Below are 14,095 nucleotides of genomic sequence, written 5' to 3'. Positions count from 1 at the left end.
GGCAACACAGGCAAGAGGTGACGCGGGCCGCAGGCGGCGCAGGCCGCAGATAGCGCAGGCCGCAGGTAGCGCAGGCCCTAGGCAACGCGGGCCGCAGGTGGCGCAGGCAGGAGGCGGCGCGGGCGGGAGGTGACGGTGCGGCGTGCGGACCGGCAGGCGGTCGCAGCTCGTACTGGGATACGGGCGTGGGCGGCTGGGCAGGGCGAGGGGGCGGCGAGCCGGGCCTGCCCGTGGGGTCAGCGGCGTTTCGCGGGGCCTGCGGCCTTGCGTTGCTGGCGCTGGCTGCGGGGCGCCGTGCGGCGGGGCTCGGGCGGACCGGCGGAGGGGACGACGGGCGCGGCTGATTCGGTGGGCGTCGCGGACGGCTTGGACGGTCCGGGCGGGCCGGACGGCCTGCGCGGGCCGGGCGAGGTCATGTCGCCGAACTTGCCGTCGGGGCGGCGCGGGGCCTCCAGGGGCGGGGCCTCGCGGCGGGACATGCCGAAGTGGCCGCCGACGAAGAGCAGGATCAGGCCGAGCAGGACGCCGGCGGCCGGGATGTAGCTGCGCACCATGTCGATCTGCAGGGCGGTGCTGTTCGCCATGTCGACCAGGCCCTTCTGGTCCCTGTCGACGGTGATGAGGTCGGCCTGCGCGACGATCATCGAGCCCCTGCCGTCGGCCGTGCGGACGGTGCTGCGGATGTTCTCGCGGTGCTTGACCGGGATGCCCGTGCGCGGGTCGACCCAGACGGTGTTGTAGGCCTCGGTGTACCGGTCGACCTTCTGGCTCCCCGCGTCGTCGGGCAGGCCGAGCATCTTCGCGGGCAGCTTGGCGTCCAGCGCCGCCGTCTTGGTGAGCGGGATCGTCTGGGTGAACCGGTACGTCGTCAGCCCGTGGACCTTCTCGACGGCGTTGAACTGCATCGGCGCCGTCTGCTTGGTCGTCATGTCGTAGAAGGGGTAGTCCTTCTTCTGCACGTTCGCGATGGGGAACAGCAGTCCGTACCCGGTCATCCGGACGCCGTTGTCGCCGTCGACGTTGGCGCCGCAGCAGTTGGTCAGGACGCCGGTCCGGCGGTCGAAGGCGATGCGGTAGCCCTGGATCTGAACTGGCTTGTCCGGCTTGTCCTGGTTGTAGATGTTGGTGGTGGAGTCCCAGACCGCGATGTCGTCGTTGCCCTCGTTGGCGCGGACGTCCCCGCGGACGGTGTTCTTGGCCAGCAGCGTGACGCCGGTCTTGAGCTTGAGGTCGGCCTCGTCGAAGTACGTGGAGCCCTTCGACTCCAGGTTCGTCACCTGGTAGCGGTTCAGTGGAGCGACGACCACCTGGTCGGCGACGTAGAAACGGACGAGCGGCGCGAGCGTGAGGAAGAACGCGCCAAGGCCGATCAGGACCAGGCCGACCGGTCGCCGCATGAACACCTCCGGGGCTGCCGTCGCTCGCACGGCGGGCGGGGGCCTCGCCGAGCCGCCGGGCCCCACCTCCAGCATGTCCGGGTCACCCTACCGGACCGCTGTACTGGTCGGTAAGCTCCCCGTTACCTTGCGGGCGCCCGATCGGCGGGACGACCGGGCTCGACGACACGGACGGTGAGGTGGCGATGGCGGCGGCGCCCCCCAGGCGGGACGGAACACGTCCCGGGAACGGGCACCGGGCCACGCTGGCGCGGTCGGTCCGGTTGCTGAACGCTTTCCGGCGCGAGCAGAGCGAACCGGAGTACTTCTACGAGCTGATGGCGCGCGACACCGTCGCGCAGCTCGGCTCGTACGCCGATCTGGCGGGCGCGACGGTCGTCGACGTGGGGACCGGCTCCGGGTTCTTCGCCCGCGCGCTGGCGGACGCCGGCGCGCGCTGCACCGGCATCGACCACGACCTTTCCGAACTGACCGCGCACGCCGTCGACGTGCCGAACACCCTCGTCGGGAGCGCGCTGGCCCTCCCCTTCCGCACGGGGTCGGTCGACGTGTGCTTCTCGTCGAACGTCCTGGAGCACGTCCCCGACCCCTGGCGCATGGCCGACGAGATGGTCCGGGTGACCAGGCCCGGCGGGACGGTCTTCCTGTCGTTCACCAACTGGCTGTCCCCGTGGGGCGGCCACGAGACGTCCCCCTGGCACTATCTCGGCGGCGACCGGGCGGCGCGGCGCTACGAGCGCCGGAACGGGTTCCCGCCGAAGAACCGGTTCGGGCTGGGCCTGCATCCGGTGTCGGTGTCGTCGGCGCTCAGGTGGGCCCGCGGGAACGACCAGGCGACCGTCCTGGACGCGCTGCCCCGCTACCACCCGCGCTGGGCGGAGGCCGTCGTCCGCGTCCCGGGCCTACGCGAAGTCGCCACCTGGAACCTCGTCCTGGTACTCAGAAAAAACACCCCCCTCAACGACCACCCCACACCCAGAAAGCAAGAAGCGCCCGGAGAGCCGGACGCGCTCCGGCAGGGTGGGGGGCTTGGCGGGGTCGAGAACCATGGCGTGCTCGGGGGGCCTGGTTCGTGAGGGATGGTGAGCGGGGGGTCCGGTCTGCGGCGCCGCCCGTTTCGGGGCATCAGGACACCGTGGACGGCCTGCGCGCCGTGGCGGCGCTCGTGGTCCTGGTCTTCCATGTCGCGAGCGCGGCCGGTTCGATCACCAACCCGAACGGCGCGCGGTGGCTGTTCAACGGCGGCCAGGTGGGCGTGCCGATCTTCTTCGCGCTCTCCGGGCTGCTGCTCTACCGCCCGTGGGCGGCGGCCGTCCTGGACGGGCGTGCCGCGCCGCGGACGGCCGAGTACCTGCGCAGGCGCGTGTTCCGCATCCTGCCCGCGTACTGGGCCGTAGTCGTGGTGTTCATGTTCACAGCCGGGCGCGACCACGTCGGCGACCCGCTGACCTGGGGATCGCTGCTCACTTTGACGCAGACCTACCTGCCCGACCCGTGGTGGAACGGCGACCTCGGGCCCGCGCACCTCGGGCAGATGTGGAGCCTCGTCGTCGAGGCCGGCTGGTACGTCCTGCTGCCGTTCACCGCGGCCGCCCTCTCCTGGTACGCGCGCCGGACGGGCAGCCGCGACGTCGGCGTCCGCGCCCGGCGCCTCCTCGTCGGCATCGGCGTGTACGCGGCGCTGTCGCTGCCGTGGACCGTCCTCATGTTCGTCCCGGAGCGGCACACCGGGATGGGGGTCTGGCTGCCGCGGTACTTCGCCTGGTTCGCGATCGGGATGGCGCTCGCGGTGGTGACGGTGTGGGCGCGGCTGGACGAGCGCCGTCCCGTGGCCGCGGTGTGCCGCGCCGTCTCCGACTCGTGGGCGGCGTGCTGGGTCGCGGCGGCGATGCTGTACGTGGTGGCGGCGACGCCCGCCGCCGGGCCGCTCAGCCTCCAGACGCCGGACGCCTTCTGGACGTCCCTGCTGCACGTGGTGGTGTTCGGGCTGTGCGCGGCGGCGCTCGTGGCGCCGGTGGCGCTGGCTCCGGCGGACCATCCGGCGCTCGGCGCGATCCTGGGGAACCCGGTGATGCGGTTCCTCGGCCGGATCTCCTACGGCGTGTTCCTGTGGCAGCTCCTGATCATCATCGCCTGGTTCGACGCGACCGGCCGCGGCTTCCGGGGGAACGTCGCGACGGATCTGCCGGTGGTGGCTGCGGCGACCATCGCAGCGGGGGCCCTGACCCACTACCTGGTGGAGTGGCCGGTCCAGCGGCTGACCCGCCGCCGGGCGCCGTCCCGTCAGGCGGACCCTGCCCCGGCGCCGTCCAGCTGAGCGGGATCGGGCCGCCGGAGCCGCCGCCGGGCGGCTTCGGGCGCCACAGCTCGACCGCGAGCCGCCCGACGATCACGAGCCCGAGCAGCTGCGGGGCGATGTCGCCGAGCGGTCCGGACGGGGCCGCCGGGTTGTCGATCAGGTCGAGCCGGACACCGGCGGCGAGGCAGCCCGCCCCGGCGAGCATGGCGAGCGCGACCGGCCACGGCGACGCCAGGGCGCGCGGCACGGCGGAGCGGCGGGTGCGGGCCCAGCCGCAGGCGGCGGCGACGGCGGCCGTGACGGCGAGGCCGGGCAGCCCGGCGATCCAGCCGCCGAGCGCGGCGGCGAGGGCGACCGCCGCCCACGCGGGCCAGCCCGTCCCGGCGACGAGGGCGCGGGGCTCCGGGCCGCGCCGGCCCCGCCCGGACGGCCAGACGGCGATCACCAGCAGGACGAGCAGCAGGACGAGGCCCGCGACGACGGCGGTCCGCTGCGCCCGGTCGGGGGCGTAGGCCAGCTCGACGACGCCGCTGGTCCCCTTCGGGACGACCCAGCCCTGCTTCCAGCCGTCGAGGCGGACGGCTCGCAGTTCGGCGCCGCCGACGGTCGCGCGCCAACCGGTGTTGAAGTTCTCGTTCACCGTGAGGAAGGAGGCGGTGGCGGCGTCCACCTCCAGCCTGCGCGTGCTGGAGCCCCATTCGAGCACCTTGACCTGCTGCGGCGGCCGGGCCGACGCGGCGGCGCGGGGCTTCGCCCCGACCGTCACCGTGTCGAGGCGGTAGGGGTCGAACGGCGCGGACGCCAGCCGGTTCCGGCCCGCTTGGAGCGCGGCGGGAGTGCACGCGCTGAACCGCAGCGGCCGGCCCGCGAGCAGGTCGCCGAGCGTGCCGGTCGCCTTGGTCTGGACGGCGGCGCCGCCGATCCGCAGTTTCGGGCCGTACCCGCACGGCAGCCGCAGCGGGACGGCGCGGACGTCGGGGATCGGCTTGACGCCGGGAATGACGAGGTTGGTCACCTGGACGGGCTGGGCCTGGCTCTCCCGGAAGAAGGTGAACGTGACCCGGTCGGTCGTCATCGGGGCGAACGCCAGCCTGCCCTGGGCGTCGGACAGCCCTTCGCGGGTCTGGCCGTTCGCCCCCTCGACCCGGACGCGCATCGGCCCGGAGGCAGAGGGCGGACGGGTGACGGTGACGGACGCCAGCCGCTTGCGGCCCTTCCACCGGACGGTGTACGTGGGCGCCTCGTCCCGCTCCCCCGCGATCCAGGCCGTCCGGGGGTCGCCGTCGAAGCCCGCCCTCGGCTGATCGGCGGGGTGGTCGGCCAGGACCGAGCTCGCGGCGACGGCCGGCTGCCCCCGGACGGCGGTGAACCGCTCGACGAGCCGCCGGTCGGTGAGCACGGCCGTGCCGGTGACGGCGGCCCGGCCCGCGGCGGCGGCGGTGAACGTCCGGTCGAACCCCGCCTCCTCCTCGTCGCCGGACCCGAGGGACGGCGAGCACACCCAGCGGCGGCTGCCCTTCACGCACTCCCCCGCGGCGCCCTGCGCCCGGCTCATCACGTACGTCGCGGGCCCGGCGAGGCCGGCGGGCGCGGGCATCGTGAAAGTGCGGGCAGGCCGCACCCCGCCGATCGACAGCTCCGCCACGCCCGCGCGGGCGAAACCCGGGACGAGCGGCTCGGAGGCCAGCCCGAGGATCCGCAGCCGCAGCCAGCGGGTCGGGCCGCCGGGCGCGCGGAGGGGCTGCCCGGTCACGATCTTCTGGACGTCCTGCCGCACCGTCCCGTTCTCGGTTTCGACGGCGACGCGCGAGACGGCGGGGCCGAGGGACCCGTCCTGGAGGAACGCGGCGGTGAGGCTCGGCACCTCGCGGGGCCGGTCGAAGTCGACGCGGAGCCACTGCCCGACCGGCCCGTTCCAGCCGCCCGTCTTCCAGGCGGTGAACTGGTCGCCGTCGAGCGCCGCGAACGGGGTCGCCTCGGGCTCGCGCGCCTGCGGGACGGCGTCGTCGCCCGCCGCCGAGGTGGACGCCGTGACGTCGCGGACGCCGCCGCCGTACGTCACGTGGGTCGCGTAGCGCCTCCAGCCCGTGTCGAGGACGTCGGCGGCCTCACCCTCGCGGGCGGCGGTCAGCGTCGGAGACGTCTGGTGCAGCTCGCCGAAGTTGCGGCGCAGCAGGCGGGGCGAGTCGGTCACGACCGGGGCGCCCCCGAGGTCGGCGGCGTCGTCGTCCAGCAGGACGGGCCCGTCCGGCAGCGTGCCGCCGTCGGCCATGGGCAGCAGCGACTCCGGCCCCCCGTACACGCGGACGGGGTCTGCGGCGTCGGCGAGGGTCGCCACGCCCGCGGCGCCGGCGACCTCGTAGACCTCCAGCGCCGGGTACTTCTGGTCGACGGCGGTCACCGCGTCGTCGGCGTCCCCGCCGACGGGCGCGCCGAACGCGGCGGCCCTCCGCATCCCGGGAGAGTCGCCGAGCGCCTGGTGGAGGCGGGCGGGCCAGGCGCCCCGCAGCGACTCGCGCCGCAGGTCATTGCGCACCAGGACGTACCGGACGCCCATCCGGCCGAGGAAGGCGCTCAGGCCGGGCGTCCCCTGCCCGGACCGGACCTGCTGGTCGATCGCGTCGAGCGCGCGCGTGTACCCGGGCGACCCGGCCGGGACGAGCTGCCGGACGCCCCACCGCGCCGACAGGAGCGGCTGGACGATGTCGTCCATGGGGCGGCCCCACAGGTACTCGCCGAACGGCGCGCCCGGGACGGCCAGCACCCCCTGCCGCCCGGCCCGCGCGTTGATCCACGCCGCGGCGTCCCGCCAGTACCGGGGCACCTCCGTGAACTCGCCCGGCCCGGACAGGCCCTGCGAGGCGGCCGTGACGCCGATGCCGCCGAGCGCGACGGCGGCGGCCACCGGCAGGCTGAGCAGCGACCTCAGCGCCGGGCCGGACGCCGGCCCGGCCCCCCGGCCGCGCACGTGGCCCGCCGTGCGGCGGGCCGCGGCGACGAGCGCGTGGGCGAGGCCGAGCGCGAGCGGCAGCCGGACGACCGCGTCGAACTTGTGCAGGTTGCGCAGCGGGGCGAGCGGGCCGTCGAGCAGGTCGCGGAGCTGCTCGGCGAACGGACCCGGCAGGCCGCTGAGGTGGCCCATCGACAGGATCGCCAGCCCGGCGAGCAGCGTGAGCAGCAGGAACGTCCGCTCGGGCAGCAGCCGGCTCAGCAGCCCGGCGAGCCCGATCGCGGCGGCGAGGCCCGTGCAGACGATCGCCACGGGGCCGAGGGACAGGCCGTGCCCGACCGGCCACCAGACCTGCCCGTCCACGATCAGGTAGTTGACCCAGCGCTCCGCGCCGCGCAGGACGTTGATCAGGCCGGTCGGCCCGGCCGTGGTCCGCGCCTTCTCGGTGTAGGTCAGCCAGGAGAAGCCGTAGGTTCCGGTGAGCAGGAGGGGGGCGAGCCACCAGGCCACGGCCGCGCCCGCCGCCGCCGACCACCACGCGAGCATCCGCGCCCGGAACGATCCGCGCGGCCGCGTCACCACGTACACGACCGGGACGACCAGCACGGCGACGGTCGCGGTCGCGTTGATGCCGCCGCAGCAGGCGATCGCCAGGCCCGACCTCGCCGCCGCCCTGAGCCGCCCCGTCTCCCCGGCCGCCGCGCCGGCCAGCGGCAGGACGATCCAGGGCAGCATCGCGACCGGCAGGTACTCCGAGGAGATCTGCCCGAGCGTGGCCAGCCCGTTCGGGGCGAGCGCGTAGGCCATCGCCGCGAACAGGCGGGCGCCCTGCCCGTCGCCGCCGGCGCCGAAGCCGAGGCGCCCCGCGAGGCGCCAGGTGCCGGTGAACGCCAGGCACATCAGCAGCGCCAGCCAGAACCGCTGGGTGATCCACGCGGGCATTCCGGCCAGGTCGCCGAGCGCGAAGAAGGGGCCCATCGGGAACAGGTAGCCGACGGCCTGGTTCTGGAGCTGGCCGAACTGCTCGGGGTCCCACAGGTGCAGGGCGCGGCCGAGGAACCCGAGCGGGTTCACCGCCATGTCGATCTTGGTGTCGGCCAGGATCGCGCCGGGGCGGGCGCCGAAGGCGAGCGCGGTCAGCGCGAGGCAGCACGCGAGGACGCGCAGCCGCTCCCGCACCCGGCCCGCGACGTCCGGACCGTCCGGCACGGGTCGGCGGGACGCGCCGGCGCGGGGCGGATTCGCCTCTCCCACCGCCATGCTCGCCCTCTGCCCCTCTCTGCTCTCCCGGGCGTCAGCCAGGGTGCCCGTCACCGTACCTTCGGTCGCCTCACGCACCGGCCTCGCGGGCCCGGACTGCGGCGGCGACGAGGTCCCGCATCCGGGCGGCGGTGCGCGCCCAGTCGAACTCTGCCGCCCGCCTCTGACATTCCGTGGCGATGCGATCACGCTCCGCGCGGTCGGCGAGGTCCTTGAGGGCGCGCCGGACGACGTCGGCCTGGTCGTCGCCCTCGCGGACGAGCCATCCGGTGGCCCCGTCGCGGACGGCGTCGCGCAGGCCGTCCACGTCGTGCGCGACGGTGGGGACGCCGAACGCGGCGGCCTCGATGACGCTGAGGCCCCAGCCTTCGCCCTGGGACGTGCTGAGATGCAGGTCGGCGCGAGCGACCAGGGCCGCCTTCACGTTCTCGGCGACGTAGCCGTGGGCGATGACGACCTTCTCCAGGCCGCGGGCTCTGATCTCGGTCGCGAGGGTGGGCGCCTCGGGGCCGTCTCCGACGATGTGGAGCTTCAGCCCGGGATGGGTCTCGGAGAGGTCGCCGGCGAGGTCGAGAAGGAGAGGGAGCCGCTTGTGCGGGACGAGCCGGGTCACGCAGACGAGATCCGGGTTCCCGGCGGGCTCCGGGACCGCGCCGTCGGGCTCGGCGACCACCGTTCCGTTGGGGACGACGTAGGTCGGACCGCTCCAGCCCAGCCGCTCCTTGACGGCGCGCTCCGTGGACGGCGAGACGACGACGAACGCGTGCCGCCGGTAAGTCCAACGGCTCACCGGCCCCTCCAGGACCTGGCCGACCCACGCGAGCCATCTGGGGAAGTACAGACCGAACTGAGCGTCGTGCACATGGTGGACGACGCAGAACACCGGGACCCGGCGCGGCATGACCCACGGCGTGAAGAAAGGGATGCCGTTCTGGCAGTCGACGACGGCGTCGAAACGCCGCCGCCTGAGGCGGAAACCCAGCATCCACAGCAGGACCAGGGGGTAGACGGTGAAACGGCCGCCGAGACGTACGAACTCCACGTCCTCGACCCGTTCCCTGCGCCTCTGCCCCTGCGCCCTGCTCGTCACGTAATGGACGCGGGCTCCTTCACCGGCGAACCTGCGCGCCAGTTCCCATGCGTAGCGTTCGGCGCCGCCTGCGGAGGGATGCCAGGGATCCCTCCAGTTGACGACCGCCAGCCGCAGCTTCTCGCTCATCCCGTCTTCGCGCGCGACGCGGGAACGTTCTCAGCCAGTGCGGCCGCGTGCGACAGGGCGACCGGACTCGACAGGGCGACCGGACTCGACAGGGCGATGGGTTCCGACAGGGCGACCGGCACCGGGCTCGGCTCACCGAGCACCGCCCGCAGCGGCACGACTGGAAGGTTCGGCCTCACCGGTATGAGAGGCAGCCGGACTCCGGCGCGCGCGCGGATCCGGGCCAGGTCGAGCAGGCATTGCAGCGAATGCCGCCGGACCGAGAACGTCGATCCCGGACGGTCACGCCAGACCACCGGGATGTCCGTCACGGACGCTCCGCGCCGCACGCAGTGGGCGAGGAGTTCGACGTCGAACGAGAAGCCCGACGTGCGCAGGTCCTTCGCGGCGGCCCGTCCGAGGGGGCCGTAGAAGAACTTGAACCCGCACTGGGTGTCGGGGATGCCGCCCACGAGGTCGCGGACGATCCGGTTGAAGGTGATGGCGCCGAGGCGCCTGACGGGCAGCGCGTACCCCTGGACGACCGACCGACCGTGGCGCCTTGACCCGACCACGACCGGGCGGCCCTCGCGCAGCAGGACGATGGCTTCGTCCAGCGCGGCGAGGTCTGTTGCCATATCGGCGTCCATGAAGCCCACGTAAGGGGCCCGCGTCGCGAGCAGTCCGGCGCGGACCGCCGCTCCCTTCCCCCGGCGCTCGCAGCGCACCAGCCGGACGGGGACCGGCCCGTCCCAGGACTCGACGATGCCGGCCGTCCCGTCGGTGCTGGCGTTGTCGACGACGATGACCTCGGCCCGCGCCGCGAGGCCCGCGAGCTTGCCGCACAGCAGATCCAGTCCCGCCGGAAGCCGGTCGGCCTCGTTGAAGGCGGGAACGACGATCTCCAGAAGTGCGGGCCGGTCACGCCTGGTCCCCATCAGGGCCTACACGTCACCGGGAGCCGTAGTTGTACAGCGGCTTGATGACGGGGTCCTTCTGGGAGGCGCTTGCGAGCTGGACGGCGCCGAACGAGGCTCCGGAGGCCAGCAGGACGCCGACGATTGCGGCGATGGCGATGCGCATCAGGGGGTCCTTCGTCGGGGGTCGGGTCTGCGAGGCGTGATACCGCCGAGTAACGGGAAGCTCAGAGTAGTCCTTGAGGGCGTGATTGACCAGAAAACGGCGAGACCCGTCAGCACCCACGCGGCCACCACGGGCGCGAGCGGGGCCGAGTCGCGGACCCCGTCCGCGACCCCGTCGATCCGGTAGACGACCAGGTCAGGCCCTCGCAGGACCTCCGTGGCCGCGCCCGAGGGACGGTGGGCCCCCGGCTCGGCGTCCACGACGACGTACCGTACTCCCCTGTCACGCAACGTGGTCACGGGCGGGGTTCCGGTCCGCGCGGCGGGCGCGAGCTCGACCGCCCTCGGATCCTCGGGGGCGACGGTCGTCCCGCCGACCGTGACGGCGTCGTCCACGATGACGCGGCGGTGCAGGTAGCGGGGCATCGGGTCGAGCACCCGGCGGCCGTGGTTCCACGGGTAGCTCCGGTAGGACGCCCAGGGCAGGACCAACACGTCCCCCGAGGCGGGGTCCCCGTCGATGATCTGCCGTGCGCGCGCCCAGTCGTCCGGGTATCGGACGGCCCGCAAATCGCCCGCCGCGCCCCAGGCCAGCGTCGGCAGCAGGAGGACCGGGGCCGCCGTCGCCGCGGCGGCCACTCCCGGCCACCGGGCCTCGGCCGCCCGGTCGGCGGCCGTCCCCAGCCCCACGGCGACCACGACGGCGAGCGGGGCCGCGAACTGCTGCCCGTCCCGGAGGACGGCGAACCCCGGCCACAGGCCGATGACGCCTTCGAGGACGGGCGCCGCCACCGCTCCAAAGGCAGCGACGGCGAACCCGACCGCCGCCGCGACGGCCGCGCCCCGCCGCCAGCCGGGCTCCCTGCACCATCTCCCATAGGCGGCCAGCGCGACCACCACCACGACCAGCCAGATCGTCGCGGTGACCGGCGCCCCGTAGCCGCTCGGCACCGTCTCGCCGTTCCACACCCCGCCGAGCAGGAGCAGGCTGCCGAGCGTCCCGAACGGGGTGTCCGCCCTGGCCGCGAACAGGCCGACGGCCGTCCCGTCCCCGGGCAGGCCCGCGGGACGCAGCGCCCCCGGCACCAGCCAGGGCAGGCTGAGCACGGCCGCGGCCGCCGCGACCCGCAGGCCGGCGCGAAGCCCCTCACGCGGGCGGCCCGCCCCCGACGGGGTCACGAGAGCGACGGCCAGAGCCGTCATGGCGGAGACCGCCAGCGCCGCGAAGCCGCCGATCGCCGCGGGGAGCAGGGCGCGGATGAGGCGGCGGCCACCGCCGGGCTCGTCCGTCCGCGCGGCCGCCACCACCACCCAAGGCAGGGCCGCGTAGCCGAGGAGGAGGGCCCACTGTCCGAGCAGCAGGCGTTCGGCGACGAACGGGTTCCAGGCGTAGCAGACGCCGGCGGCCAGGCGCGGCAGCAGCCGGGACGAGGGGACCAGCGACGCCGCCGACGTGCACGCCATCACGAAGACGGCCAGCAGGACGAGCTTCTGCACCGCGTCCGCCGGGACGATCGCGGCGAGCGCGGTGACGAACGCGTCGCTCGGCACGTGCCGGGGCACGACCCCTGTCAGCCCGAACGTCAGGCGGGTGAACGCCGGGTCGGGCACGAACACCATGTCGTAGGACAGCACGAAGCCGGGCGCGAGCCCCGGCCCCAGTGCCGCGAGCCCGAGCCCGAGGCCGGTGAGGGCGGCCACCAGGTGCCGCGTCCGGTCGGTCAAGCAGTCCGCTCCCGCATGTGAGCCTGGACGCTACCCGACCGGCTCGGGGTCCCGGGGCAGGCCGAGGATCCGCTCGCCGATCACGTTCAGGTTGACCTCGGTGGTGCCGCCGCCGATCGTCATCGCCCGCGAGGCGAGCAGGTAGCGGGTCCAGCGGGCGCGCAGGGGGGCGCGGCGCCCGCCGGTCAGGGCGCCCTCCTCGCCGAGGAGCGTGAACCCGAACTCGGTGACCTGCTGGCCGTGCTCCATCGCCACCAGCTTGCGGACGTTCGCCGTCGCGCCCGGGTCGGTGCCCGAGAGCCGCTTGAGCGTGGCGCGCAGCCCGAGCAGGTTGAACGCGTGCTCGTCGCAGGCGAGGCGCCCGATCCCGTCGCGGACGAGCGGATCGCCGTCCAAGCCGAGCCCGGCCGCGAGGTCGAGCAGCTTGGGCAGGTCGCCGCCGAGCTGGAAGCTGCTGGTCAGGCCGACCCGCTCGTTCGCCAGCGTCGTGCGGGCCACGCGCCAGCCCTCGTTGACCGGGCCGACGACGAGGTCGTCCGGCACGAACACCCCGTCGAGGAACACCTCGTTGAACACGGCGTCGCCGGTGCACTCGCGCAGCGGGCGGACCTCGATGCCGGGCGACTCCATGTCGACGAGGAAGTAGGTGATCCCGTCGTGCTTGGGACGGTCCGGATCGGTGCGCGCGACGCAGATCGCCCACCGCGCCTCGCGGGCCAGCGACGTCCAGATCTTCTGCCCGGTGATCGTCCAGCCGCCCTCGGCGCGCTCGGCGCGGGTCCGCAGCCCGGCGAGGTCGGAGCCCGCCTCCGGCTCGGAGAACAGCTGGCACCAGATGATCTCGCCGCGCAGCGTCGGCGGGAGGAAGCGCTCCCGCTGCTCCGCCGTCCCGTACCGGACCAGCGAGGGGACGACCCACGCCGCGATCATCAGCGGCACCGGGCGCACCTTCGCCGCCCCGAGCTCCTGCTGGATCACGATCTGTTCGAGGGGCCCCGCGTCCCGCCCCCACGGCTTCGGCAGGTGCGGCGTCACCCAGCCGCCCTCGGCCATCGCCGCCCGCTGTTCGAGCGGCTCCATCGCGGCCAGCTCGGCGACGCGGGCGCGGATCTCCTCGCGGACCGGCGCCGCGTCCTCCGCCAGCTCGATGCTCATCGGGCGCCGGACGCCCCCGACCGCGAGCGCGGCGACCTCCGCGCGGTGCGCGCTCGCCCGCCCGAGGAGCGCGCGGAGGGTAAGGGCCCGACGGTAGAGGAGGTGGGCGTCGTGCTCATAGGTGTAGCCGACGCCTCCGTGGACCTGGATGTTGCCTTCCGCGCAGGTGACGGCGGCGTCCGCCGCCAGGACGGCCGCCACCCCGGCGGCGTAGGCGCGCTGGTCTTCCGGCTCGTCCAGGGCGCGTGCGGCGTCCCATACCGCCGCCCTGGCGCGCTCGACCGCGATGAGCATCCGCGCGCACTTGTGCTTGACGCCTTGGAACTGGCCGATCGGACGGCCGAACTGCTCACGCAGTTTCGCGTACGCGACGGCGTCGTCCAGGGCACGTCCCGCCACACCGCACGCCTCGGCGCCCAGAAGGACGGCGGCGAGGGCGGGCACGTCCACGCCGCTGATGAGGCGGTCGTCCGGAAGGGACACGCCCCCGACCGTGACCGATCCCACCGGCCGGGTGATATCCAGAGACTCCAGCGGCTCGACGGTGACGTCGTCCCGATCCAGAACGGCCCAGCGGTCTCCGGCGGGGAGCACGAAGACATCGGCCAAGGGCGCGCCCAGCACCGGTTGGACCGTCCCGGAGACGGTGGAGCCGTTCGTCGTGAGGCCGCCCGAAAGCCCGACCGCCGCCTTCCGCGCCCCCTCGACGAGGCCGCGCACGTCCGCCCCGGCCGCGTGCAGGATCGCGGACGCCAGCACGGTCGGCGCGTACGGGCCGGGAGCCAGGACGCGGCCCAGTTCCTCCAGGGCGACGGCCTGCTCCAGGATCCCGAATCCCTCGCCGCCGACGTCCTCGGGCAGGTGCAGGCCGAGCAGACCCTGCCCGGCGAGCGCGGGCCAGAAGCCCGCGTCCGCGTCCCGGACGGCCTCGCGCGTGACGGCCCGTTCGGCGAAGCCGCGCACCGCCGCCGCGAGCGCCTCGTGTTCCTCGGTCAGCCCGATGGCCATGGCCACACCTTTCGCAGGAGT

Annotated in this window: 7 protein-coding genes and 2 pseudogenes; 2 read left to right on the top strand and 7 right to left on the bottom strand. The window is 74.5% G+C overall.

Going from position 1 to position 14,095, the window contains the following annotated elements:
• Nucleotides 1-236: 236 nt before the first annotated feature.
• Nucleotides 237-1,397, bottom strand: coding sequence for a DUF3068 domain-containing protein (locus AB0C87_RS10760; protein WP_360577207.1), 1,161 nt, complete (start codon nt 1,395-1,397; stop codon nt 237-239).
• 185 nt (nt 1,398-1,582) lie between these two features.
• Between AB0C87_RS10760 and AB0C87_RS10755 the strand changes: the two are divergent.
• Nucleotides 1,583-2,344: pseudogene (locus tag AB0C87_RS10755) on the top strand (methyltransferase domain-containing protein); the annotation flags it as partial.
• 188 nt (nt 2,345-2,532) lie between these two features.
• Nucleotides 2,533-3,714, top strand: a complete 1,182-nt coding sequence (locus AB0C87_RS10750) for an acyltransferase (protein ID WP_345181735.1) — start codon at nt 2,533-2,535, stop codon at nt 3,712-3,714.
• Between the two features lie 2,110 nt (nt 3,715-5,824).
• Here the strand turns inward: AB0C87_RS10750 and AB0C87_RS10745 are convergent.
• The 6 genes and pseudogenes from AB0C87_RS10745 to AB0C87_RS10720 form a co-directional block, all read right to left on the bottom strand.
• Nucleotides 5,825-7,906, bottom strand: a pseudogene (locus AB0C87_RS10745) (alpha-(1->3)-arabinofuranosyltransferase family protein); the annotation flags it as partial.
• Nucleotides 7,907-7,976: 70 nt separating this feature from the next.
• Complete coding sequence (locus tag AB0C87_RS10740; RefSeq protein WP_360577206.1) at nt 7,977-9,125, bottom strand: glycosyltransferase family 4 protein; 1,149 nt, start codon at nt 9,123-9,125, stop codon at nt 7,977-7,979.
• A complete protein-coding gene (locus tag AB0C87_RS10735) occupies nt 9,122-10,042 on the bottom strand; it encodes a glycosyltransferase (protein WP_360577205.1) in 921 nt (306 codons plus the stop codon). Before AB0C87_RS10735 ends, AB0C87_RS10740 begins: the two co-directional genes overlap by 4 nt.
• Nucleotides 10,043-10,055: 13 nt before the next feature.
• Nucleotides 10,056-10,187, bottom strand: a complete 132-nt coding sequence (locus AB0C87_RS10730; RefSeq protein ID WP_258942032.1) for a hypothetical protein — start codon at nt 10,185-10,187, stop codon at nt 10,056-10,058.
• A complete protein-coding gene (locus AB0C87_RS10725; protein WP_345177872.1) occupies nt 10,187-11,911 on the bottom strand; it encodes a hypothetical protein in 1,725 nt (574 codons plus the stop codon). The genes AB0C87_RS10730 and AB0C87_RS10725 overlap by 1 nt, the downstream gene beginning before the upstream one ends.
• Nucleotides 11,912-11,941: 30 nt before the next feature.
• Nucleotides 11,942-14,074, bottom strand: a complete 2,133-nt coding sequence (locus AB0C87_RS10720; RefSeq protein WP_345177870.1) for an acyl-CoA dehydrogenase — start codon at nt 14,072-14,074, stop codon at nt 11,942-11,944.
• Nucleotides 14,075-14,095: the final 21 nt, after the last annotated feature.

This window comes from Actinomadura sp. NPDC048021 (assembly GCF_040653135.1).
GTDB lineage: Bacteria > Actinomycetota > Actinomycetes > Streptosporangiales > Streptosporangiaceae > Spirillospora > Spirillospora verrucosospora.
The sequence above is the reverse complement of the archived record's forward strand: the minus strand, read 5'-3'. Positions and strand labels throughout refer to the sequence as shown.

Excerpts from the sequence above, each read along its gene's own strand:
- AB0C87_RS10760 (WP_360577207.1), bottom strand. The coding sequence starts at position 1,397 with ATGCGGCGACCGGTCGGCCTGGTCCTGATCGGCCTTGGCGCGTTCTTC.
- AB0C87_RS10740 (WP_360577206.1), bottom strand. The coding sequence starts at position 9,125 with ATGAGCGAGAAGCTGCGGCTGGCGGTCGTCAACTGGAGGGATCCCTGG.
- AB0C87_RS10735 (WP_360577205.1), bottom strand. The coding sequence starts at position 10,042 with ATGGGGACCAGGCGTGACCGGCCCGCACTTCTGGAGATCGTCGTTCCC.
- AB0C87_RS10730 (WP_258942032.1), bottom strand. The coding sequence starts at position 10,187 with ATGCGCATCGCCATCGCCGCAATCGTCGGCGTCCTGCTGGCCTCCGGA.
- AB0C87_RS10720 (WP_345177870.1), bottom strand. The coding sequence starts at position 14,074 with ATGGCCATCGGGCTGACCGAGGAACACGAGGCGCTCGCGGCGGCGGTG.